Here is a 21,720-nt window from a genome sequence, read left to right on the forward strand (position 1 = left end):
AGGTAAGTAAAAACGGCTCACTCAGTAAGCTGCTTTAACTACCTAACAGCCCCTCTGACACCAGAGGGGCTAAGAGCAATCGATTATTTCAGTGAACAGCCTTTAGCAGGGTCTGCTAAAGCTTTAGACGCTACGCTCACAGCAGGATTTTCTAAGCCTTTTGCTTCACGTAAATAGATGTCTTGCACCGGATTATGAGCCTTGGATAAAGTGAACTCACCACGTGGACTATCGAATTTAGCAGCCTCAACCGCTGCGGCAAACTCGGCCTTTTTGCTGACATCACCTTGTACCGCATCTAAACCAACCTTTAGAATTTGAGCAGCATCATAACCTTGTACTGCATACACATCAGGTTGCATTTTATAAGCATCGTTATAAGCCGTGCGGAAGGCTTTGTCTTTGGCATTATCTAACTTGTCAGCATAGTGCAATGTAGTTAATAAGCCTTCACCATCACCACCTTGGGCTTCCAAAGTACCATCGGTTAAGAAGCCAGCACCATATAAGGGAATGCTGTCTTTTAAGCCTGCTGCTTTGTAATCCTTTACAAATTTAACCGCCCCGCCGCCCGCGAAGAAGGTATAGACCGCATCAGGTTTCAGTGCAGCAATTTCAGTCAAGAGGGCTTGGAACTCAACATTGGGGAAGGGCAGGTTTAACTCTTTAATAACTTCGCCACCGGATTTAGTGAAACCATCCTTGAAGCCTTGCACGGATTCATCACCCGCTGCATATTTCCAAGTAATCGTGACGACTTTCTTATGGCCTTTTTGCGCAACCACTTCGCCCATCGCATAGCCAGGCTGCCAGTTAGAGAAGGAGCTACGGAAAATATTTGGAGCACACATCGGGCCAGTCACGGCTTGCGCGCCTGCATTTGGAACAATCAGAATGGTGCCACTTTCTTTGGCGGCTTTCGCCATTGCCATTGCAACCCCAGAATGTACAGTGCCGATTAAGACATCAACATTGTCACCTTTGATCAATTTATTGACATTGTCAGTAGCTTTAGCCGGATCGGATTCATCGTCCACTTTAACAAATTCAATCGGACGGCCTGCTAATTTATCGCCTTGCTCTTTGGTATAAAGCTTGAAGCCATTTTCAATCGCAGTCCCCAAAGCAGCAAAAGTGCCCGTGGCGGGTAACATTAAGCCGACTTTCAAAGGTTTCGCATCTTCAGCAAAGCTTGCTGTTGAAAAGCCTAAAATAGCCGCTGCAATCAAAGTGGTTTTAAATAATTTCATACAGGTTCTCCTCCTAAGTATGACGACAGATAAAGTCGGTTGCTTTTTTAATCAATAGAGTAGGCTGGTCTCGGTGTGGCGAATGGCCACAAGCTGGTATCTCCACAAGCTCAGCCTTTGCTACTCGTCGGGCAACTCCTCTAATTTGCTCCAACGAGCCATACTCGTCATCTAATCCTTGAACCGCGAGTAACGGACAGTTAATACTGGCTAACTCCGCCTCAATCGACCAGGCTCGAAACGGGGGATGCAGCCAGATATTATTCCACCCCCAAAATGCTGAATCAGCATCTTGGTGATAACGCCCTAACTTTTTTGACAAATCAGTTGTTTGGTAAACTTCACGGGCTTGTTCAATGCTCGTGATCGTTAAGTCTTCTACCATGATATGTGGGGCAAGTACAATAGCGCCAGCCAAGGCTTGTGGATAGCGCGCAGCATACAGCAAACTGATTGATGCCCCATCACTATGGCCGAACAGCCAAAGTTTGTGCTGCTGCGGATCAAGCTTTAAAGCGGCCAAAAAGGCGGGCAACACTTCAAAAGCTTGACGGTGCATAAAATCCACATCCCAGCGTTCATCCGGATGACGTGGGGTAGATTGCCCATAGCCAGGGCGCGAGTAGACTAAGCCGCGACAGTTAGCCGCCTGACAAAAAGTCTCTGGAAAATCTTTCCACATACTCACTGAGCCTAAACCTTCATGCAGAAAGACGACTAAGGGTGCTTGTGGATCAGAACTTCCTACATACTGATATTCTATTTGTACTTCGCGCCCGCACCAGTCGAGCGTGACAAACTCAATTGGTGCTGACATTAGCTGGCATCCACTTCTTGTTGACGTAGTCTAAAGCGCTGAATTTTCCCAGTCGCTGTTTTCGGCAGTTCCTTTACAAACTCAATAAAGCGTGGGTATTTGTAAGGCGCTAACTTGTCTTTAACAAAGGCTTTTAATTCCTCAGCAGAAACTTCAACACCTTCTTTCAGCACCACAAAAGCCTTGGTTTTAGTTAAACCTTCAGCATCTTGTTTGCCAATGACAGCAGCTTCTAAGACGGCAGGATGTTGGACTAAAGTAGCCTCCACTTCAAAGGGTGAGACATAAATCCCACTGACTTTGAGCATGTCATCGCTCCGTCCCGAATAGGTATAAGTGCCATCTGGATTGCGTACATACTTATCACCACTTTTCGTCCATGCGCCTTGGAAGGTTTCACGAGTTTTAGTGCGATTATTCCAATACATTAAAGCAGCACTGGGGCCTTGAATATATAAGTCGCCGGTTTCACCATCGGGCACAGGTAAGCCATCTTCTCCACGTAACTCGATTTCATAACCAGGTACCGGCCAGCCTGTCGTCCCATAACGTACTTTGCCTGGAATATTGGAGAGGAAAATATGCAGCATTTCAGTCGAGCCAATGCCATCAATAATTTCTACACCAAAATGCTGGGTGAAACGTTCGCCAATTTCAGCAGGAAGAGCTTCTCCTGCCGATGAGGCCATCCGTAAGGCAACTTGATTTTTACTAGGTAAATTAGGTGCGGCCAACATACCGGCAAAACCGGTGGGTGCACCAAAGAAAATCGTTGGTTTATCTTCGATCCAACGCTTGAACACGGCATCAGGCGTAGGGCGCTCAGGCATGAGCACTACAGTTGCTCCCACACTTAAGGGAAAGCTCAAAGCATTACCTAAACCATAGGCAAAGAACAATTTGGCAGCTGAGAAGCAAATATCCTCTTCGGTCATACCTAAGATACGTTTGCCATAAAGTTCAGCAGTCCAATAGGGATTCGCATGCGTATGTACTGTGCCTTTGGGATTACCCGTTGAGCCAGAAGAGTAGAGCCAAAAACCTGGATCATCCCCACTGGTATTAGCTGGGTTTTCCAAAGGAGTAGCTACTTTTAAAGCCGTCGCTAAGTTTACGGTGTCGGCTGGTAACTCCGTATTGGCACGGGAGACAAATACCGTTTTGACATCATGCTCACCTTTGGCTAAAGCAGCCTCTAGTGTAGGGCGCAAAGCTTCAGAGACAATTGCTGCTGTCGCACGGCTATTGCTCAGCATATAGTGATAGTCATTGGCAGTGAGTAAGGTATTCACCGCTACCGGCACAATCCCGGCGTACATTGCACCTAAGAAAGCGACTGGCCAATCATTGCAATCATGCACTAATAGCAGTACCCGTTCTTCACGATGCACACCTGCAGTCAGGAGTACCTTAGCCATGCGTTGAATTTTATCGGCAAGCTCCCCATAAGTTAGAGAGCCTTGATCATCAATATACGCAGTTTTTCCAGCCCGCTGCTGATTACAGTCCAACAGGTGTTGGGCAAAGTTAAAGCGTCCTTCGGGTGCTGGCACATTCTCTATGGACATGACTCTCCTCCTCCATAGCAATATTAATTAGGACTCGCTCAAAGCGAACCCACTTATAAGTATTTTAAAACCTCAGTACTGGCTTGCACCGCACTGCGCCGATGGTAGAAATTCAAAGCGCGCGCTCCACCAAGCTCTTCACCACCACCCGCACGCCCTGGACCACCGTGTAAAGATTGCGGCATCACATTGCCATGACCGGTTTGTAAGGCGGCGACATCAGGGGAAATAATATGTACCCGTCCGTGGCTATCCGCTAGCTCTGCAGCGACTGCTGCTAAAGCTTCAGGCTCAGTACCATAGAGTGAAGTGACTAAGGAGCCTTGCCCGCGCCGGACTAAAGCTTTTGCATGTTCAAGATCACGATAAGCCAATAAGGTGGCGACTGGGCCAAACACTTCAGTGTCATGAATGATTTGCGCTGCATCTGCATCACGCACACCTAATAAAGTCGGAGCAATACAGCAAGAGTTAGCATCCGCATCAACTAAGCTTTGCTGAGAGCCATCAAACAGAACTTCAGCTTGAGTTTTGAGCTTGGCTAAACCGTCTTTGACTGACTGTAATTGCTCTTGGCTAACCACTGCACCCATCCGCACTGTTTCATTGCGTGGGTTGCCCACGGTCGTTTTTGCTAAACGTGCACTAATCGCAGCAGTAGCGCTGTTGTATAAGGCTTCTGGCACGAAAATCCGCCGAATCGCGGTACATTTTTGCCCTGATTTTACGGTCATTTCACGGCTGACTTCTTTAGCCAATAAATCTAAAGCAGCATTTTCACCTGAGTCATCAGGGAGTAAAACAGCGGAGTTAATGCTATCCGCTTCAATATTGACGCGCACCGAATGTTGTGTGACCGCAGGATGGGAGCGAATCACCGCCGCCGTATCGGCAGAACCCGTGAAGGACACGACATCAAAAGGCTGTAACTGATCCATTAAGCCTTTGGAGCTGCCACAAATAATCTACAAAGCACCCGCTGGTAAAATCCCTGCATCAACTACATCTTTAACCATTCGTTGTGTGAGCCAAGCCGTGGCAGAAGCAGGCTTGATAATAACGGGTACGCCTGATAAAAGCGCGGGGCCAGCTTTTTCCCACAAACCCCAACTCGGGAAGTTGAAAGCATTAATGAATAAAGCGACTCCACGTGTTGGCACTAACACATGCTGCGATTGGAAGAGGGGATCTTTAGCTAAACGCGCTGACTCTCCATCCAGTAAGTAGCGGCGATCACCTAAAGTTTCACCGAGCTTGGCATAAGTACCTAGTGTGAAAATTCCACCATCAACATCAACCGCCGTATCGTTCTTGACCGTACCGCTATTCGCGGTGGAGATTTCATAATAAGCATCACGATTGGCTTGCAGCACTTTAACTATCGCGCTGAGCAGTGCACCGCGTTCACGATAAGTCAGGGCGCGTAAAGCCGCACCGCCTTGTTCACGTGCGAAATTGAAACCTTCTGCTAAATCTAAGCCAGTGGAATCAATACGGACTAATTCAGTGCCTAATACCGGATCGTAGAGGCTAGTACCTGCACCTGTACCCGTTTGCCAGCGTCCTGCAAAATAATTCGCGAGTAATTCAGTCATATCCGTGTTCCTTATTACAGTGGTGCTTAGCGGGTGAATTCGATACTACCTTGCGGTAGCAGGTATAAAACTAAGGCGCGGCCTTGAGTGACGGTTGGATTGTGCGCACTGCCTGCTGGGTAAACTAACCAACCAGCAGGATGCTGATCAAATAAAGCTTCCCCCTCAATGGGCATGATTAAATCAATTTCACCGTTTGGATGAGAATGATGTGGGCCTACTAGATCCTTCATATCGACCACATCGACAGAGAAACCGGCTAAATCATCGGCAGGTTTAAAAATACGCCCATAACGAATACCGCCACCTTCACGATTACATAACCAACCTTCAGCGACACCCTGTTCGCAGCTTTGTTTTAACTGTTGGTAGGTACTGCTATTCACACCATGCTCTTGGTTTAACCAAGTTTGTAAAGCAGTGTTTAATTCACGACCTGCTAATTGGGCAGTTAAGTCAGCAATCTGTTGGCGGAACTGGCTACTAGGCATTGTCCTCTCTCCTGGGTCAAACCGTGTTGAACTTGCTAATTCACCTAATATGAATTATTGTGCATGTTAGAACAATAATAGTAGTTCTTTACTGTGTCAAGCATTATATTGCATATACGATTTCATGAGGAGCGCCAGCATGGCGAAGGCTGAGAAGAAGCATACCTTGCACCCAACACAACTCAGTGAGTCTGAAACCAAGAATCCTTTTTTAGTGGCTTTAGGCGAGCGGGTGCGTGCTTTAAGAGCGCGCCAAGGCACCACCCGTAAAGCCTTATCGCTGATGACAGGGGTGTCTGAGCGACATTTAGCGAACCTTGAATATGGAGAAGGGAATGCCTCCATACTAGTTTTACAACAAGTTGCAGCTGCGCTGGAGTGTTCGCTTGCTGAACTCATTGGTGATGTGACTACCTCCAGCCCTGAATGGCTCATGATTCGCTCGTTATTGGAGAATAAAGACGAAAATACGCTACGTCGTGCTCGAGTTGCGATTGGTGAAGCACTTGGTACGGTTGGTGTTTCAACTGCGGCAAGTTCACGGATTGCTTTAATTGGTTTGCGTGGGGCAGGGAAGTCGACTTTAGGGCAAATGTTAGCGGATGATCTTGATTTTCCTTTTGTCGAATTAAGCCAAGAAATTGAAAAATTTGCGGGCTGTAGTATCTCTGAAATTCAAGCTCTGTATGGGGCTAACGCTTATCGGCGTTATGAGCGCCGGGCTTTAGAAGAGGCGATTCAGATTTATCCGGAAGCAGTGATTTGCACCCCTGGTGGTTTGGTTTCAGATACTTCAACTTTCAATTTATTATTATCGCATTGCACCACGATTTGGCTGCAAGCTGACCCAGAAGATCATATGCAGCGTGTCACTAAACAAGGTGATTTACGCCCAATGGCAGCTAGTAAAGAAGCGATGGAAGATCTGAAGCATATTCTAGCGGCGCGTGCGGCTTTTTATTCTAAGGCTCAATATAAGTTGGATACCAGTGCGCAGTCACTGGAAGCTACTTTTTTGGCATTACGCGAGTTGGTGCGCAAGTCATTGCATCTACCGATTTAAGATTTTTTGCAATTTAATGCATATTTATGCTTGACAGGGTTTTTGATAATGCAATATTATGCATGAAACGGTACAGCACAAGCTGTAAATAAATGCACCAAGTGAGGAGAACTCTTGTGAACGCAGCCACTACATCTGATCGCGTGGATTATCAAACTAATCCCTCGCTATATCGCCACTGGACTTTAAGTTTCGACGGCTCCATCGCCACCCTCAGCGCTGACTTCGACGAAAACGCAGGTTTACGCCCTGGCTATAAATTGAAGCTCAATAGTTATGATTTAGGGGTCGATATTGAATTAAACGATGCAATCAATCGGATTCGCTTCGAGCATCCTGAAGTGCGTACCGTGGTCGTGACTAGCCTGAAAGATAAAGTGTTCTGCTCGGGTGCGAATATTTTTATGCTGGGTGTAAGCAGTCATGCGTGGAAAGTGAATTTCTGTAAATTCACCAATGAAACCCGTAATGGTTTAGAAGATTCTTCCAAGCATAGCGGCTTGAAATTCTTAGCAGCGGTGAATGGGGCGTGTGCCGGTGGTGGCTATGAGTTGGCACTGGCTTGTGATGAAATCCTATTAGTCGATGATCGTTCTAGCGCAGTCAGCTTGCCAGAAGTGCCTTTATTAGGCGTATTGCCAGGTACAGGTGGCTTGACCCGTGTCACGGATAAGCGCCATGTGCGTCACGATCTCGCTGATATTTTCTGCACCACGACCGAAGGTGTACGGGGGCAAAAAGCCAAAGATTGGCGTTTAGTCGACGAGATTGCCAAACCTGCCGTCTTTGCACAAAAAGTTAAAGAACGTGCGCTGCAATTAGCCGAGCAAAGTGATCGTCCTGCCGATGGCAAAGGCGTAGCGCTAACTCCAATTAGTCGCACGATTGAAGCAAATGCCTTGCGTTATAAGCATGTGACGATTGAGATTGATCGGGCAGCACGCACGGCAACATTCACCGTGAAAGCGCCAGAAGGTGTACAGCCTAGTTCTATTAAAGAAATCGAAGAAGCCGGTGCAAACTGGTATCCACTGGAATTAGCGCGTGAATTGGAAGATGCGATTTTATCCATGCGCACCAATGAATTAGATATTGGTATCTGGTTGCTGAAAACCTCCGGTGATGCAGCTGCAGTGCTGGCGATGGATAAAGTATTACTCGATAACCAGCATCATTGGTTAGTGCGCGAAACGATTGGTTTATTACGCCGCACCTTCAGCCGCTTAGATGTGTCTTCTCGTAGTTTATTTGCCCTGATTGAAAAGGGTTCATGCTTTGCCGGTTCGTTCTTAGAGTTTGCCTTAGCTTGTGACCGTACTTATCACTTAATGCTACCAGATGATGCAGATACGCCAACGATTACCGTGGCGGATGTGAATTTTGGTTTGTATCCAATGGCAACCGGCGAAAGTCGTATCGGGCGTCGTTTCTATAATGAGCAGCCTGCTTTAGAGGCGGTACGGGCGAAAGCGGGTCAAACACTGGATGCAGATGCGGCGATTGCAGTCGGTTTAGTCACTAGCAACCCTGATGATATTGATTGGGATGATGAAGTGCGAATTGCGATTGAAGAACGTGTGGCAATGTCACCGGATGCACTCACTGGCATGGAGGCGAATTTACGCTTCAATGGTGAGGAAAATATGTTTACCCGTATCTTTGGGCGCTTAACCGCATGGCAGAACTGGATTTTCCAACGCCCGAATGCAGTTGGCGATAAAGGTGCATTGAAAGTTTACGGTAAAGGCGAAAAAGCCCAGTTTGATTGGAACCGCGTCTAAACCTGAATGGTTATTGGGGGAAGTGTAGTGTGCACTTCCTATGACATTCCTTGGAGGAGTTATTATGTCCACGATTGATTACCAAGAAAAGATTCCGAATAACGTTAATCTCGGTGAAGACCGTACCTTAAAGCGTGCTTTAGAAAATTGGCAGCCGAACTACCTGAACTGGTGGCAAGACATGGGGCCGGATGGTTCACATGGTTTTGATGTTTATCTGCGTACGGCGGTTAGTGTTGATCCACAGGGTTGGGCGCAATTTGGTCATGTAAAAATGCCTGATTACCGTTGGGGTATCTTCTTAAATCCGGCTGAGCAAGAGCGCAAAATCCATTTCGGCGACCACAAAGGCGAAGCAGCTTGGCAAGAAGTGCCGGGCGAATACCGCGCTAATTTACGCCGCATTATCGTGACTCAAGGGGATACTGAACCTGCATCGGTTGAGCAACAACGCCATTTAGGTTTAACCGCGCCGAGCCAATACGATCTGCGTAACCTGTTCCAAGTGAATGTAGAAGAAGGCCGCCATTTATGGGCAATGGTTTACTTACTGCATAAATACTTCGGGCGCGATGGGCGTGAGGAAGGCGAGGCTTTATTAGAACGCCGCAGCGGTCAGCAAGATAACCCACGTATTCTCCAAGCTTTCAATGAGCCAACCCCTGACTGGTTATCCTTCTATATGTTCACTTACTTCACCGACCGTGATGGTAAGTTCCAATTGTGTGCTTTAGCAGAGTCGAGCTTTGATCCTTTAGCACGCACGACTAAGTTCATGCTCACCGAAGAAGCGCATCACATGTTCGTCGGGGAGTCTGGCGTATCGCGGGTGATTCAGCGTACTTGCCAAGTGATGAATGACCTCAAGACCGATGATCCTGCTAAAATTCGTGCCGCAGGTGTCATCGATTTACAAACCATTCAACGTTATATCAATTTCCACTTCAGCGTCACGATTGATCTGTTTGGTGCGGATGAATCTTCCAATGCCGCGACCTTCTACACCACTGGTTTAAAAGGCCGTTACGAAGAAGGCAAGCGTACTGATGACCACGTGCTGAAAAACGATAGCTATAAAGTCTTGGAAGTGCGCAATGGTCAATTAGTCGAAAAAGAAGTACCGATGTTGAATGCCCTCAACGAAGTGCTACGCGACGACTACATTAAAGACAGTATTGGTGGCGTGGAGCGTTGGAACAAAGTGATTGAAAAAGCGGGGATTCCCTTCCGTTTAAGTGTTCCACACAAAGCCTTCCACCGTAATATCGGCTCATTATCCGGCGCGCGTGTATCGCCACAAGGCCAAGTGGTTAGCCAAGCTGAGTGGGATGCGAATGTGGATAAATGGTTGCCATCCGTTGGTGATCGCCAATTCGTAGCCAGCTTAATGGGGCGCGTGACCGATGCGGGCAAGTTCGCGAATTGGATTGCACCACCGGTAATGGGCATTAATCGCCAGCCGGTTGATTTTGAATATGTGCGGTTTAATTAAGTACTGAGTTTTCTCCTCTAACGGAAAGCCACTTGCAATTGCGGGTGGCTTTTTGTTTGGTGAGTTCGGCAGGCAGTTCCAGAATACGTTATGCTAAGGCTAAGCAGCGTTAGGAACTAGGTATGCGGGTTTATCTTGATAATTGTATATTCAATCGTCCATTTGATGATCAAAGCCATATACGCATTCGTTTAGAAGCAGAGGCTAAGCTTTACATCCAACAACAAATTCGTGAGCAGAAGTTGGAATTGGTCTGGTCGTATATTCTTGAGTTTGAGAATGTACAGAATCCTTACCATGAACGCCAACATGTTATCCAAACATGGAAAGCCTTGGCAGTAGTGGATATTGAGGAAAGCCCCGTTTTGCTAGATACGGCGCGTATCTTATTGGCTCAAGGGATTAGAGCCAACGATGCTTTGCATGTCGCTTGTGCTGTGGAAGGGCAAGCGGATTACTTTCCTAGTACCGATGACAAGCTTTTGAAAAAACTCCAAGCTATTAACATTATTTCCGCTCTAAACCCAATGGATTATATTAAGGAGCTTCCTCATGAAACAACTCACTGATACCGAGATTCGGGTTAATGGTATTGCTGCTTTAATTGCTAGTTTGGGAGAGGTTCAAGCGGAGCGTTTTATTAGTTTGATTTTGCGTGAACCTTTTGATTACACCCAGTGGCACGCCAAACTTTGGGTGGATACCAGTTTGGAGGATTTAAGTAGGATGGCTATGGATTATCGGCGGGAAACTAAGAGGACTTAAGCCAGTTGAGTTTGAATAGGTGCGGTTTAATTAAGAACTGAGTTTTCTCCTCTAACGGAAAGCCCCTTGCGATTGCGGGTGGCTTTTTTTGAGCTACTTATCGCATGCTGAATTTTTTGTCGCTAATAGATAGTCGGTCGACTTATTAGGTAGATGTTGCCGTAATTTTATTAACTAGCAAATCATAATAATCTGACTTTAGTGTAACCCAATGTCTGAATCCGTCAAGTGCCTTGTTAATTAAATCGATATTTGTATTGTCACTAAGCATGTATTCTTCTCTAATACAATCTGCAGATATACCAAGAATATATAAAAGTGCAGCAACTATAATACCAGTTCTATCACGACCAGACGTACAATGAATGTAATAGGGGCCAATATTATTTATATCTAAAATTGCATGAATTGTGCTTTTTATCCAATATCTAACCGATTGATCAAAGGTATTGTAGTTATCAACAGAATTCTGTGCTGGAATATGAATGTTTTTTACACCTTCCATAATCGGGTCTTTACCACGTCTTAGATTTATTATTGTTCTAGATTTACCTATATGTGAGGGTATGTTAAATTCATCTATTTTTCCACCACGATATAAAACATTAACTGGTAGATTGGGAAAGTCAGATATAATCTGAACCATTTCACCTACATCACGGAAATTAACTGGCGTAAATAGCGACATGATATTTATTTAGTCTTTTGTCATAATGGTTTATTAGGTGGAATATTGGTATAGTTTACCTTCTCAAACTCTGCCTAGTCTGTGAATCATTATTTAGTGATGCTAATGCTTAATAAGCATATATAAACTCCCCTAGCACTAAAAGTATTGTATAGTTGATACATAACTGTGAAGACACATATGCAAGCTATCAAAACTCAACTAACCTGCGAAGAACTACCTAAAGCTAACTGATGTTTTAAGTTTAGCGTCGATTGGGCAGCAATTAACGGTTTCTGTTTTTTATGAAGGCGTTGAATTGGTTAAAAGCTAGCTAAAACTAAGTGCTTGTTTGCAATCTAAAAACTTATGGCAATAAAAACTCATATAACTCGTTTACTGCCATCGTTAGCCCTACGGACTCCAAGGTAAAACTTTGCCCTGTGACAAAATACTCCGCTTTCCATTCACTACGTTTGCGATAGATTTCTACAAGTGCCGCATCTTGTGAACACAATACATATTCTTGCAAAGCATCTAATAAACGATAAGCCACTAGCTTCTCATAGCGATCAATGCGTGCAGTGCTCTCGGATAGCACTTCAATAATCAAACAGGGCGCGGTATTGAAATAACGATTAGTCTCTTCCGCGCAGGTCACATGTACATCAGGATAATAAAAATGCTGCTCGCTCGCTGTTTGAATCCCGACTTTCATATCGCCTTGAAAGGCTCTGCACCCCTTGCCACGTAAATGATTGCGTAATAGGGCGAATAGCTCACCAGCAAGGATATTATGATTGCGGCTTGCCCCCGCCATTGCATACACCTGACCATTCACATACTCATACTTCACCGCATCAGTACGATCATTTTCGCCTAAAAGGTAAGTATCAGGGGATGTCCAATGCAACGAATTATTATCTGGTTCTTTCATACTCGCTTCTCAAGATCGAGTAAATATAGGTATTGATAAACTGCCCACGTACAAAAATTGAACCCCTGAGTACTCCTTCTTTTGTATATCCACATTTTATAGCCACTTTTTCAGATGCTTTATGTTCTGTTGGCATGCAAATTTGAATGCGGTTAATCGGGTAGTTTTCAAACAAATACTGGGTGAGAAGGCCAACTGCCTCCGTAGCAATCCCTTTCTTTCTATTGGCTTGGGCGAATACAGAAAACCCCAGCTCGCGTGCTGACGAATAATGAAAGGTTAAAAAATGACTAATGACTCCCAAGATATGATTTTCTTGGTTGACGATGGCAAACATTTCATTATTTTCAGTGGAAAAGTTGTTTAACTCAAACTCCCTTTTAAGGCTTGCCGGAGATTTTAAAAGAGACCGAGCGTATTCACCTTTTAACTCTGAATGATTGATGAGTTCAATAAGCTGCTCCAGCTCAGCTGCGCGCACATGACGAAGTGAAATTTCTTTACCTTTCAGCAATTTTGGCCTCTGAATTTACATAACACTTGACATAGTGGATGTACTAAAGCACGTCCTGCTTGATGGATGGGTTAGGCTTAGTAAATATGTAAATCGTCTCAGTTCTCAGTAGAAGTTAAAATTTCGTCAGCAATAAAGCCAATACCACATTTTTCGCAATAATACCCATCTATAAATTGTTCCAATGGCTTGGAATGAATCATTTCGGGTTTGCATTCGTCTACTGTAAGTTGGTCTTTGCGGCGATAACCAGCTTTTTCTTCACTCCCAAATAAAAGTTTTGGACTTGCTTTACCGATAAGAATCAGTTTCTTCTGGATATGAGCATTACTCATACACTTTGGAAAACGCTCACACGAATCTTTTATTTGCATACATGCCTAAGGACGCGTAACGTTTATATTCGATAGTTTGACCCTCAGAGGAATAAGTCAGTAGTGATGTTCTACCAATTTACACCAACATTTGTAAGAACCAATAGGGGCAAATCTATCGCAATTTATGGTTGAGCAATTCTGAGACCATGAGATTTTGTGTAGCCATCTTCGCCAAGAAGCATAACTTTGTAGTTTTAAGCAAGCAACTACGTAAACTGGCGACTCAAGCGCAAGCGGTAAAGAAGTTTTATTCATAGCAAAATTAGCTTTTAAAAACATACCCAACCTTTTCCAACACCCCTTTAGCATCCTTCAGCTTCTCCGTTTTCACCAAAATATAATCCGTATCAAAGGTCGAAATCGCAAAAATACTAATTTTCGCCTCTGCTAAAACCTTGGAAATTGCTGCTAGAATTCCAGTTAAAGAAAAATCCAAAGGCCCCAAAACTTTAATACAAGACCAATCAGTTTCCGCTTTATCCGAGGCTAATTGTAGACTAGCAGGGCAAACAATCGACAACTCATCCTCGGTGCGGCTAATGCTATAAAAACTGCTATCGAAGACTTGCAAAGGGACTTTCGTCGTCGGGGCAAAGCGGTGAACGACATATTGTTCATTAAGAAGACTGAGGTTTAATTTCATTTGGTTTAAATCCTTTATTGGTTGGTAACTCGTTACGCTTGACCAAAGATTACAACAAGTCATGGCCTTTACCAAAAACATGAAGTTTGTCTCATATCCCATTCCATGCTAAACCTGAGTTTTTAGTGTTAGGACTCTCGCAGTGCTCAGCGCCCATCATCTTCATTATGCTTATCCCGAAGCCGGTCAGTTACATACGGTGCTCAAGGCTGTGAATCTTGAATTAGCCCTCGGTGAGCAGGTGGCTTTAGTGGGCAGTAGTGGTTCAGGCAAATCAACTTTATTGAATTTACTCGGTGGGATTGATAAGCCTGCTTCTGGGCAGATTTTCTTAAAGGGTCAAGAGTTCACTGCTCTCAAAGAGCCAGTCTTAACTCTATTTCGCCGGCAGAATATTGGCTTTATTTATCAGCAATTTAATCTGATTCCTACTTTAACCGTGGCAGAAAATATCTTGCTGCCCTTGAGTTTATTGAGTGTGCCTACCAAGGAACAACAGGAGCGGTTAGCGCACTGGCTAGCTGCAATTCAATTGCCTACACGTGCTAGTGCTTTTCCCGATCAACTCTCCGGTGGCGAACAGCAGCGGGTAGCGATTGCTCGCGCTTTAATTCATCAACCCGCCTTAGTATTGGCGGATGAGCCAACCGGCAATTTGGATGCAAAAACGGGGCAGTTGATTCTGGATTTATTATTCAAGCTTGCCGAGCAAGCCCAGCAAACTTTATTAGTGGTCACCCATAGCAAAGCAGTTGCAGAGCGCGCTGAACGAATTCTTGTTTTACAAGATGGTGTCTTACAAACCAACTCCTCAACACTGGCTTGGTAATGCTTATGTCGAATTTGTTACTGCGTTCTAGTTGGCGCTTTTTCACTCGACATCCTTGGCAACTCTGGCTGACCTTATTGAGTATTGCCTTAGGTACTGCGGTGATGATTGCAGTTGATCTAGCGAATCATAGCGCAGCACAATCTTTCCAGCAGTCGGTCAATACGCTGTCTAGTCCGATGACGCATGAAATCAAAGCAGTACATGGGCAAATCCCCGATGAATTTTATCGACAGTTGCGGGTGGAGTGGGGCTATCGAAATAGTTTACCTGAAGTTGAGTTATCCCTAACGCTCAACGGCCTGCATTACAGCTTATTAGGCTTAGATCCTTTCGCCACCAGCTTACCAACTAGTAGTTTAGGTTCACTAGATTCGGGAGTGCTCACTCGCTTACTCACTGAAGCTGATACTTTGATTGCTCCAAAGAGTTCGGGTTTGCAAGTAGGTCAAGTGCTACCCGCAGGGGAGCGACAGTTCACAGTGATTGGTCTGGCTGATTTGGCACGTAGTGATTTGTTGCTAGCGGATATTGCCAGCGTGCAAGGCAATACAACGGGTTTAAGCCGGATTCAACTCAAGCTGACTGAGGCCGAAGCACAAGCTTTACAAGCCCGTTTACCATCTGCATTGAAACTAGAATCCTTCGCCAACCAGCAAGCGGTGTTCGGGCAAATGACCGGAGCGTTTAGCACCAATCTGTTAGCCATGAGTTTATTAGCCATCTTGGTGGGGGCTTTCTTAGTTTACAACACCATGACTTTCTCCGTGTTGCAGCGGCGTTCGAGTTTTGCGTTGGCACGGATGCTAGGTGTTACCGCAGGCCAGTTATTTCGGAATTTGCTGTTAGAGGCTTGCGTTCTAGGCTTAATTGGTAGTGCGTTAGGTGTGCTGTTGGGTGTACTACTAGGCCAAGGTTTATTAGTGCTAGTCACACAAACAATTAGCGATTTATACGTGAGTGTTGCGCCCACTGAGTTATTAATCACGCCTGCGATTGCTATGAAAGGCGTGGGTATTACCTTAGCTGCTGTTTTACTGGCGACGCTTGCCCCTGCGATTGAAGCAGCGCGTGTTGCTCCCGTACAAGTGCAGCGTCGTTCAAGTTTAGAGCAAACCAATCAGCAACTAAGCTTCAAATTAGTTCTCGCTGGTTTCGTTCTTATGCTCAGTAGCGCACTGTTGATTAGCAGTTCAGGTAAACAGTTGGTGCTAGGCTTTGTGGGGCTATTTATGCTGATTGTGGGTTATAGCCTGCTGATTCCTTGGGTGCTACGCAAGCTCTTAAAGCTGCTTCAGCAAGTCACTGCAAAATTTACACCTAGGCAGTTATTAAGTTCGATGACCTTGCGTAATTTAGAAGTAAGTTTAAGTCGTACCAGTTTAGCCATTATTGCTCTAACCGTAGCCGTGTCTGCCACCATTGGCGTGAGTATTATGATTGGCTCTTTCCGTTCCAGTGTCGCGGATTGGTTGAATATGACTTTGCCCAGCGATTTGTATGTTTCAGCTTTAAGTGCAGACGGTTCACGGGTTGAAGGTTCATTGTCGCCCCTTTGGCTGGAGCGGGTTAAAACCTTGCCTGAGTTAGCCAGTATAAGCACAGGTTTATCTACGCGTTTAAGCGTTGAAGGTATGCCGCTACCCACTTTAGTCTTGCAACCCGGAGCGCATAGTCAGCGCGGGTTTGAGTTCTTACAAAATACACCTACAGAGGCTTGGCAACGCTTTGAAAAAGCGGAGGGTGTGCTGGTCTCCGAGCCGTTTGCTTATCACTATAATCGTGGAACAGGTGCGAGTTTGCAGCTTAGCACGGAAACTTCCGGTGTGTTGACGCTGCCTATTCTCGGCGTATTTCGCGATTATAGCGCAACCCAAGGGATGCTCGTTTTGCCCCGTGGTTTGTATGAGCACTATTGGCAAGACCGTAGCATTTCCTCAATCGGTCTGACTTTAAAGCAAGGTACAGATCCACATTTAGTTCAACAGCAGCTACAAGTTTGGGCAAGGGATTTGCAACCTACTAATCAATCCCTAGTGATTCGTTCGAATACCGAAATTCGTGAAAACTCCTTAAAAGTCTTTGATCGCACGTTTGCGATTACCCATGTGTTACGTGTCTTGGTTTTGATCGTCGCTTTTGTTGGTGTGTTTAGCGCTTTAATGGCTTTATTTTTAGAAAAGGGGCGTGAGTTCGCGATTCTGCGCTCGACCGGCTTTACCCCTAAACAAGTACAAACTTTGGTCTTAAGCCAAGCGGCTTTATTAGGTTTGCTTGCAGGTCTCCTTGCTTTACCTTTGGGTTGGCTGATGTCGGTGGTGCTGATTGATATTATTAACCAGCGTTCGTTTGGCTGGACGATGCACACTTATTTCTTTGCGAGTATTCCATTGCAAGCAATGCTACTCGCAATAGTGGCCGCCTTGTTAGCTAGCCTTTATCCAGTACGCCGCATTGCACAGCTCTCGATTCGTGAGGGTTTATATGGGCGTTAGGCTTGTTTTACTCTGCTTAATTTTATGCCTTAGTGCTTGCGAACGGCAGGCTGAACCTACTGGTATCAATCTAACTTCAGCTTTGGGTGGTATTCCTGCGGAGGGCTTTGCACGAGCTATCGAGCCACGCAGGTTTGAGTTTCCGCAAGATCATGCAGCACATTCTGAGTTTAGGAATGAATGGTGGTATGTCACTGGTAATTTGCAGGCTGAAACAGGTCGACAATTTGGCTATCAAGTGACCTTCTTTCGCATCGCACTTAGCCCCCAACGACCTGAAAACGCTTCTAACTGGGCAACTAATCAAGTCTGGATGACGCATATTGCTTTAACGGATATTGCAGGCAATAAGCATCTACATGATCAACGCTTCGCGCGCGGTGCTGCAGGCTTAGCTGGGCAAAGTATGCAGCCGTTTAAAGTTTGGTTAGAAGATTGGCAAATTATCGGACAAGCACAGGGTGAGTTTCCGTGGACTGTGCAAGTTGCAAACAAAGATTTTAACCTCAAATTAAGTTTGCAACCTGAAAAGCCAGTGGTGTTACAAGGTAGTCAAGGTTTAAGCCAGAAGAGCAGTGAAGCGGGCAATGCTTCTTACTATTACTCTTTCACGCGCTTAGCCACGACTGGCTCGATTCATTATCAAAACCAAGATTTCCAAGTGACCGGATCTTCATGGCTAGATCGTGAATGGAGCACCAGTGTTTTGGGCAAAGATCAAGTGGGCTGGGATTGGTTCTCGCTGCAATTGCAGGACGGGCACGAGTTGATGTTTTATCAATTACGTAAAGCTTCAGGCGAAGCGGATCAAGCCTATAGCCAAGGCAAATGGATAGCACCCGATGGCAGCACGCGTAATTTAAGCCTGCAAGAGGTACAGCTGAAGCCGCTTAAGTATTGGCAAGCAGACAATGGGGCGAAATACCCCATTGCTTGGGAGTTGACGTATCCGGCTGCTAAAGCCCATTGGCGGGTAGAAGCAGTAGTCGAGGATCAGTTAATGCAAACCAGTGTGCTGTACTGGGAGGGAGCCGTGCAGGTGATTGATCTGGAGACTGCTCAGGTAGTAGGACAGGGGTATTTGGAGTTATCAGGTTACTAGTGGTTTTCTAGTTAAACCGCAAACTTAAACTCTATGTTTTGTCCGATTAAATATTCACTTTCTTGATAACTCTGACTGCGATTTAAGACGCTGTAAACAACCTCAGCTACCACTTGAGCTAACCGACAAGGCACTGCATTACCAATTTGCGAAAAAACCTTACTTTGCGAGCCACAAAATCGGTAATCCGCTGGAAAACCTTGCAACAATGCAGCTTCATCAATGGTTAACCGTCGTAGTGAAATTGGAGCCTCATTCGTTCCGTATGGTTTACCCCCTTTCATCAAATGGCGGTGATAGTCTTCAACCCACGGTTTAGCAGCATCGAATAAATGAGCTTCATCAATAATCGGCGTTCTATTGCCTCCCATACTCGCCGGTAGGGTACTTGCCCAGCCATCAGGGTTAAGCGGCCGACCCTGACCATTAAATAACATACCCGCATAAGGTGACTGCCTTAACACAGGCTTTAATGCCAAAGTAATTTTCGCTTTGCAGACCTTATTGTTAGTCAACGTTCCTGCTTTTCCTAATGGGGATAAAACTTCGCGCAACGTTGGAGGTGTTGCCTGATATTTTCTGAAAGAAGCGGCATTAATTGGATTAAAACCCTGTTTAAAACCAATGAAAAATACACGTTCGCGTGATTGTGGAATACCCAAATCTTTTGCGTTCAAGGTAGTCACTGTCACCGCGTAACCCGCATTGGAGAAACGTGCCATGAGCTTCCTTCTGACTTCGGCGAACTTTTCCAAACTGCCTAATGCCTTGACGTTTTCCATCACAAAAGCACGCGGTTGGATGAGATCAACCACATCGGCAAAACTGAAGATTAATTGGCTTCTAGGGTCATAGGCATCCATTTTTCCTGCCACCGAAAAGCCTTGACAAGGCGGGCCACCGAACACAACATCAATATTTTTAAGACCGCCTAATGCCTGTAAGTTGGAAGTAATATTCCCCTCGTAAAGCGTTGTCCCTGCGTGATTCGCCCTGAATGTCTGGCAGGCATAAGTATCTATTTCATTGGCAGCGATGACATCGAAACCTGCTCGTTTGAAACCGACATCCATGCCACCAGCACCCGAAAACAAGGAAACAGCTTTCATATTGAAATATTCTATTTACGAATAATTTGTTAATCATAGCATCATCCGCCCTATGAAGAAAGACAAGTCCATCCATGACCTACGGTACCACTCGCTGATTGAAGCCCTCACCAGCGAGCGCAAGCGTTTGAATATTTCTCAAGCTGAACTTGCCGACAAAGTAGGCATGAATCAGTCAGACATATCTAAAATCGAACAACTTGAACGACGGTTGGATGTCTTGGAATTTGTGCGTATTCTGGAGGCCTTCCGAATCAGTGAAAATAAACATTTTTCTGAAAAAATAACCGTTTTACTAGGTATGGAAATTTAATGAACGTATCGGAACGCAACGAAGATGCCAAATACTACGTCAACGCTAAACTACTGCGGGCTGAGACATTACAGGAATCTGACTTCCATGATTTGCTCATTGGAACGCCAGAAGTTCGTAACCTGCTGACAAATTTGATAGAAATCCATGCCAAGGGCTTTCGTGGGGTTGTTTTGACCGCTTTAGTGGGCATACACATTAATCCAGAATATGACCCACTCAACGATTTTTACGGATGTAATCCACGAGCCATTTTTGAGGAAGGCATTTGGTATGCTTTGACTGAAAAAGGTATTCCTTGCGGCAAGTCAGACCCACTCAATGTGGCAAAGAACATCAGCCAACTGAATGAAGCGTGGGCAAAAGGCAAACGTCCTGAAGCTGCAGCTTTAGCCGCTGTCCATTTTTTGCGGATGGTAATGGAGAGCAAAGGGAAACAACGAGCCACTTTAGTTGATTATTTCTTTTTCAGACTGCTCTGCTACACACAACAGCTCAACCAGCAAGTGGTTGTTAAAACCGGCATGGACGGGGAAAGTACGCGGCAAATAGCAGGAAAACTCGCAATATTTTGTGTTGCATACCCGGAAGCTGGAAACGTGCCACAGTTTGTGATTGCCAAACTATTGGCATCGTTGTATGCAGATTCCACCATTACTGTTCATGGCGGGGATGAAAGCGCCTTCGGCACGAATACCACATCAAAGAAACCCGCTTATATTTGGACAAGTCAAAGCGGGGAAATCCTGAATCTGTATGAAATCACCGTCAAAAAGATCAATCTGAAAAGGCTTGATGACTGCATTGATGCACTTCGGGGACTTGGCAGCTTGAGCAAACCAGTCACCTTCATCTGCCGCATTCCTGAAGACACCGCAGAACTCGCTCTAGACGGAAATACACAACAGTACAAAGGAAAAACCTTTGATTTTATTGACATAAGGGAGTTTATTGTTGTGTTTTCATCCTTACTAGCGCCTGCAAACCTGGTGGATTTCTTGGGGGAGCTTCAGGCATTTGTGACAGACATCAATATTTCCACCAAGACGAAACAGGGCTGGAATAAGGTTTTTCAAAGCGAGTTGAGGCTATAGTCGAGGATCAGTTAATGGAAACCAGTGTGCTGTACTGGGAGGGAGCCGTGCAGGTGATTGATCTGGAGACTGCTCAGGTAGTAGGACAAGGGTATTTGGAGTTATCAGGTTACTAACTATCAGAGGAGGGTAGATCGTCAAACTCTACTATCTCGAAACCTACTAGCTTATTTCTGTGAAATACTTTTTCATCCAAGGTAAGTGGCAATTTGATAGAGGTTGAGTGCATCAATTCCATCATGCTTTTACGAATTTTAAGAAGCTCGATAGTACGGCTCTTATAATTATTGATTGCGCAGCATAAGTTGTTTTCTAAATGAACAAACACTAAACCTTCTTTTAGGAGAAAATGTTCGGGATCAAATTGGATGGTAAGTTTTAGATACTCTTTTTCACAGTTAAAGTGAAAGTCGTGCTCTTGGCATTCTAACCATGAGTAAGATAAGGTCTCGATTTGAGATTTACTAACGAACAGGCCTTCAGGGCCACAGAGCATCTCTAGTAGCAGATTGGTGAAAGTATCCATACTTATATGAAAATCGATAGGCTGCCATTGAATCTCATTTATAAACCACTCTAGGCTAATCTTAACTTTACTTAGAATAAGGTAATCGGTGTTGCCAATAACTTTCCACACACGCTCCTTAAAGGCGCGTTCTTTTGTGCCCAATACGCGAAGCCTTGTGGGTTTTCCTAGGTCAATTTCAATTTCTATGTATCCACTGGCTAGTGGCTGATGTTTAGATATCATAGTTAAACCTAATCTAGTTGAGCTGTGTGTAAGTGTAGATCAAGCGCTTAATTTTAGTGTTAATATG

At 45.1% G+C, this 21,720-nt stretch carries 22 protein-coding genes and 1 pseudogene; 11 read left to right on the forward strand and 12 right to left on the reverse strand.

The window, feature by feature from the left end; translation table 11 throughout:
• Positions 1–83: 83 nt before the first annotated feature.
• From Q0230_RS15595 to Q0230_RS15615, 5 genes and pseudogenes are all read right to left on the reverse strand, one after another.
• Positions 84–1,250: an ABC transporter substrate-binding protein gene (locus tag Q0230_RS15595; RefSeq protein WP_298611130.1), complete on the reverse strand. Its 1,167-nt coding sequence runs from the start codon at positions 1,248–1,250 to the stop codon at positions 84–86.
• A 13-nt stretch (positions 1,251–1,263) separates the two neighbouring features.
• Entirely contained in the window at positions 1,264–2,067 is an 804-nt protein-coding gene (locus Q0230_RS15600; RefSeq protein ID WP_298611132.1) for an alpha/beta hydrolase, read from the reverse strand.
• Entirely contained in the window at positions 2,067–3,635 is a 1,569-nt protein-coding gene (locus Q0230_RS15605) for a benzoate-CoA ligase family protein (RefSeq protein ID WP_298611134.1), read from the reverse strand. Before Q0230_RS15605 ends, Q0230_RS15600 begins: the two co-directional genes overlap by 1 nt.
• Before the next feature lie 53 nt (positions 3,636–3,688).
• Positions 3,689–5,230: pseudogene (locus Q0230_RS15610) on the reverse strand (3,4-dehydroadipyl-CoA semialdehyde dehydrogenase).
• A gap of 26 nt (positions 5,231–5,256) precedes the next feature.
• Positions 5,257–5,721, reverse strand: coding sequence for a DUF4863 family protein (locus tag Q0230_RS15615; RefSeq protein WP_298611136.1), 465 nt, complete (start codon positions 5,719–5,721; stop codon positions 5,257–5,259).
• A gap of 139 nt (positions 5,722–5,860) precedes the next feature.
• On the opposite strand from Q0230_RS15615, the gene Q0230_RS15620 reads away from it, so the two are divergent.
• The 5 genes from Q0230_RS15620 (at position 5,861) to Q0230_RS15640 (ending at position 10,822) form a co-directional block, all read left to right on the forward strand.
• Positions 5,861–6,784 (forward strand): helix-turn-helix transcriptional regulator, encoded by a 924-nt coding sequence (locus Q0230_RS15620; protein ID WP_298611138.1) that lies wholly within the window; start codon positions 5,861–5,863, stop codon positions 6,782–6,784.
• Between the two features lie 116 nt (positions 6,785–6,900).
• On the forward strand, positions 6,901–8,565 hold the full coding sequence (gene boxC / locus Q0230_RS15625) for a 2,3-epoxybenzoyl-CoA dihydrolase (RefSeq protein WP_298611140.1): 1,665 nt from the start codon (positions 6,901–6,903) through the stop codon (positions 8,563–8,565).
• A 64-nt stretch (positions 8,566–8,629) separates the two neighbouring features.
• Complete coding sequence (gene boxB / locus Q0230_RS15630) at positions 8,630–10,057, forward strand: benzoyl-CoA 2,3-epoxidase subunit BoxB (protein WP_298611142.1); 1,428 nt, start codon at positions 8,630–8,632, stop codon at positions 10,055–10,057.
• A gap of 122 nt (positions 10,058–10,179) precedes the next feature.
• Complete coding sequence (locus Q0230_RS15635; protein ID WP_298611145.1) at positions 10,180–10,626, forward strand: PIN domain-containing protein; 447 nt, start codon at positions 10,180–10,182, stop codon at positions 10,624–10,626.
• On the forward strand, positions 10,610–10,822 hold the full coding sequence (locus tag Q0230_RS15640) for a hypothetical protein (protein ID WP_298611147.1): 213 nt from the start codon (positions 10,610–10,612) through the stop codon (positions 10,820–10,822). Before Q0230_RS15635 ends, Q0230_RS15640 begins: the two co-directional genes overlap by 17 nt.
• A 145-nt stretch (positions 10,823–10,967) precedes the next feature.
• On the opposite strand, the gene Q0230_RS15645 is transcribed toward Q0230_RS15640, so the two are convergent.
• The 5 genes from Q0230_RS15645 to Q0230_RS15665 all read right to left on the reverse strand — a co-directional run bounded on the left by Q0230_RS15645 (position 10,968) and on the right by Q0230_RS15665 (position 13,960).
• Positions 10,968–11,510 (reverse strand): tyrosine-protein phosphatase, encoded by a 543-nt coding sequence (locus Q0230_RS15645; RefSeq protein ID WP_298611149.1) that lies wholly within the window; start codon positions 11,508–11,510, stop codon positions 10,968–10,970.
• A 346-nt stretch (positions 11,511–11,856) separates the two neighbouring features.
• Positions 11,857–12,426: a Uma2 family endonuclease gene (locus Q0230_RS15650; RefSeq protein WP_298611151.1), complete on the reverse strand. Its 570-nt coding sequence runs from the start codon at positions 12,424–12,426 to the stop codon at positions 11,857–11,859.
• Positions 12,410–12,940 (reverse strand): GNAT family protein, encoded by a 531-nt coding sequence (locus tag Q0230_RS15655; protein ID WP_298611153.1) that lies wholly within the window; start codon positions 12,938–12,940, stop codon positions 12,410–12,412. The genes Q0230_RS15650 and Q0230_RS15655 overlap by 17 nt, the downstream gene beginning before the upstream one ends.
• A gap of 98 nt (positions 12,941–13,038) precedes the next feature.
• A complete protein-coding gene (locus Q0230_RS15660) occupies positions 13,039–13,314 on the reverse strand; it encodes a hypothetical protein (RefSeq protein WP_298611155.1) in 276 nt (91 codons plus the stop codon).
• 265 nt (positions 13,315–13,579) lie between these two features.
• Complete coding sequence (locus Q0230_RS15665; protein WP_298611157.1) at positions 13,580–13,960, reverse strand: ACT domain-containing protein; 381 nt, start codon at positions 13,958–13,960, stop codon at positions 13,580–13,582.
• A 142-nt stretch (positions 13,961–14,102) separates the two neighbouring features.
• Here Q0230_RS15665 and Q0230_RS15670 point away from each other — a divergent pair, with 142 nt between their 5' ends.
• Genes Q0230_RS15670 through Q0230_RS15680 form a run of 3 tightly spaced genes read left to right on the forward strand, consistent with a single transcriptional unit; the run spans position 14,103 to position 18,386 of the window.
• On the forward strand, positions 14,103–14,789 hold the full coding sequence (locus Q0230_RS15670; protein WP_298611159.1) for an ABC transporter ATP-binding protein: 687 nt from the start codon (positions 14,103–14,105) through the stop codon (positions 14,787–14,789).
• A gap of 5 nt (positions 14,790–14,794) precedes the next feature.
• Positions 14,795–17,284, forward strand: coding sequence for an ABC transporter permease (locus Q0230_RS15675; RefSeq protein ID WP_298611162.1), 2,490 nt, complete (start codon positions 14,795–14,797; stop codon positions 17,282–17,284).
• Positions 17,274–18,386, forward strand: a complete 1,113-nt coding sequence (locus Q0230_RS15680) for a lipocalin-like domain-containing protein (protein ID WP_298611164.1) — start codon at positions 17,274–17,276, stop codon at positions 18,384–18,386. The genes Q0230_RS15675 and Q0230_RS15680 overlap by 11 nt, the downstream gene beginning before the upstream one ends.
• Positions 18,387–18,397: 11 nt before the next feature.
• On the opposite strand, the gene Q0230_RS15685 is transcribed toward Q0230_RS15680, so the two are convergent.
• Positions 18,398–19,495 carry a DNA cytosine methyltransferase gene (locus Q0230_RS15685; protein WP_298611167.1) on the reverse strand — a complete coding sequence of 366 codons (1,098 nt, stop codon included), beginning with the start codon at positions 19,493–19,495 and terminating at the stop codon, positions 18,398–18,400.
• A 52-nt stretch (positions 19,496–19,547) separates the two neighbouring features.
• Here Q0230_RS15685 and Q0230_RS15690 point away from each other — a divergent pair, with 52 nt between their 5' ends.
• Genes Q0230_RS15690 through Q0230_RS15700 form a run of 3 tightly spaced genes read left to right on the forward strand, consistent with a single transcriptional unit; the run spans position 19,548 to position 21,018 of the window.
• Positions 19,548–19,808, forward strand: a complete 261-nt coding sequence (locus Q0230_RS15690) for a helix-turn-helix transcriptional regulator (protein WP_298611169.1) — start codon at positions 19,548–19,550, stop codon at positions 19,806–19,808.
• On the forward strand, positions 19,808–20,902 hold the full coding sequence (locus tag Q0230_RS15695; protein WP_298611171.1) for a hypothetical protein: 1,095 nt from the start codon (positions 19,808–19,810) through the stop codon (positions 20,900–20,902). The genes Q0230_RS15690 and Q0230_RS15695 overlap by 1 nt, the downstream gene beginning before the upstream one ends.
• Before the next feature lie 14 nt (positions 20,903–20,916).
• Positions 20,917–21,018, forward strand: a complete 102-nt coding sequence (locus Q0230_RS15700; protein WP_298611173.1) for a lipocalin family protein — start codon at positions 20,917–20,919, stop codon at positions 21,016–21,018.
• Here Q0230_RS15700 and Q0230_RS15705 read toward each other — a convergent pair.
• Positions 21,015–21,653 (reverse strand): hypothetical protein, encoded by a 639-nt coding sequence (locus Q0230_RS15705; RefSeq protein ID WP_298611175.1) that lies wholly within the window; start codon positions 21,651–21,653, stop codon positions 21,015–21,017. The two genes, Q0230_RS15700 and Q0230_RS15705, sit on opposite strands and share 4 nt — an antisense overlap.
• Positions 21,654–21,720: the final 67 nt, after the last annotated feature.

It is taken from the genome of uncultured Thiothrix sp., assembly GCF_937876535.1.
Lineage (GTDB): Bacteria > Pseudomonadota > Gammaproteobacteria > Thiotrichales > Thiotrichaceae > Thiolinea.

Bases quoted from the DNA above. Each gene is read 5' to 3' on its own strand.
- Q0230_RS15700 (WP_298611173.1), top strand. From the start codon at position 20,917: ATGGAAACCAGTGTGCTGTACTGGGAGGGAGCCGTGCAGGTGATTGAT.
- boxB (WP_298611142.1), top strand. From the start codon at position 8,630: ATGTCCACGATTGATTACCAAGAAAAGATTCCGAATAACGTTAATCTC.
- Q0230_RS15595 (WP_298611130.1), bottom strand. From the start codon at position 1,250: ATGAAATTATTTAAAACCACTTTGATTGCAGCGGCTATTTTAGGCTTT.
- Q0230_RS15640 (WP_298611147.1), top strand. From the start codon at position 10,610: ATGAAACAACTCACTGATACCGAGATTCGGGTTAATGGTATTGCTGCT.
- Q0230_RS15615 (WP_298611136.1), bottom strand. From the start codon at position 5,721: ATGCCTAGTAGCCAGTTCCGCCAACAGATTGCTGACTTAACTGCCCAA.
- Q0230_RS15675 (WP_298611162.1), top strand. From the start codon at position 14,795: ATGTCGAATTTGTTACTGCGTTCTAGTTGGCGCTTTTTCACTCGACAT.
- Q0230_RS15690 (WP_298611169.1), top strand. From the start codon at position 19,548: ATGAAGAAAGACAAGTCCATCCATGACCTACGGTACCACTCGCTGATT.
- Q0230_RS15650 (WP_298611151.1), bottom strand. From the start codon at position 12,426: ATGAAAGAACCAGATAATAATTCGTTGCATTGGACATCCCCTGATACT.
- Q0230_RS15705 (WP_298611175.1), bottom strand. From the start codon at position 21,653: ATGATATCTAAACATCAGCCACTAGCCAGTGGATACATAGAAATTGAA.
- Q0230_RS15645 (WP_298611149.1), bottom strand. From the start codon at position 11,510: ATGTCGCTATTTACGCCAGTTAATTTCCGTGATGTAGGTGAAATGGTT.
- Q0230_RS15685 (WP_298611167.1), bottom strand. From the start codon at position 19,495: ATGAAAGCTGTTTCCTTGTTTTCGGGTGCTGGTGGCATGGATGTCGGT.
- Q0230_RS15635 (WP_298611145.1), top strand. From the start codon at position 10,180: ATGCGGGTTTATCTTGATAATTGTATATTCAATCGTCCATTTGATGAT.
- Q0230_RS15605 (WP_298611134.1), bottom strand. From the start codon at position 3,635: ATGTCCATAGAGAATGTGCCAGCACCCGAAGGACGCTTTAACTTTGCC.
- Q0230_RS15680 (WP_298611164.1), top strand. From the start codon at position 17,274: ATGGGCGTTAGGCTTGTTTTACTCTGCTTAATTTTATGCCTTAGTGCT.
- Q0230_RS15695 (WP_298611171.1), top strand. From the start codon at position 19,808: ATGAACGTATCGGAACGCAACGAAGATGCCAAATACTACGTCAACGCT.
- Q0230_RS15660 (WP_298611155.1), bottom strand. From the start codon at position 13,314: ATGCAAATAAAAGATTCGTGTGAGCGTTTTCCAAAGTGTATGAGTAAT.
- Q0230_RS15600 (WP_298611132.1), bottom strand. From the start codon at position 2,067: ATGTCAGCACCAATTGAGTTTGTCACGCTCGACTGGTGCGGGCGCGAA.
- Q0230_RS15665 (WP_298611157.1), bottom strand. From the start codon at position 13,960: ATGAAATTAAACCTCAGTCTTCTTAATGAACAATATGTCGTTCACCGC.
- Q0230_RS15620 (WP_298611138.1), top strand. From the start codon at position 5,861: ATGGCGAAGGCTGAGAAGAAGCATACCTTGCACCCAACACAACTCAGT.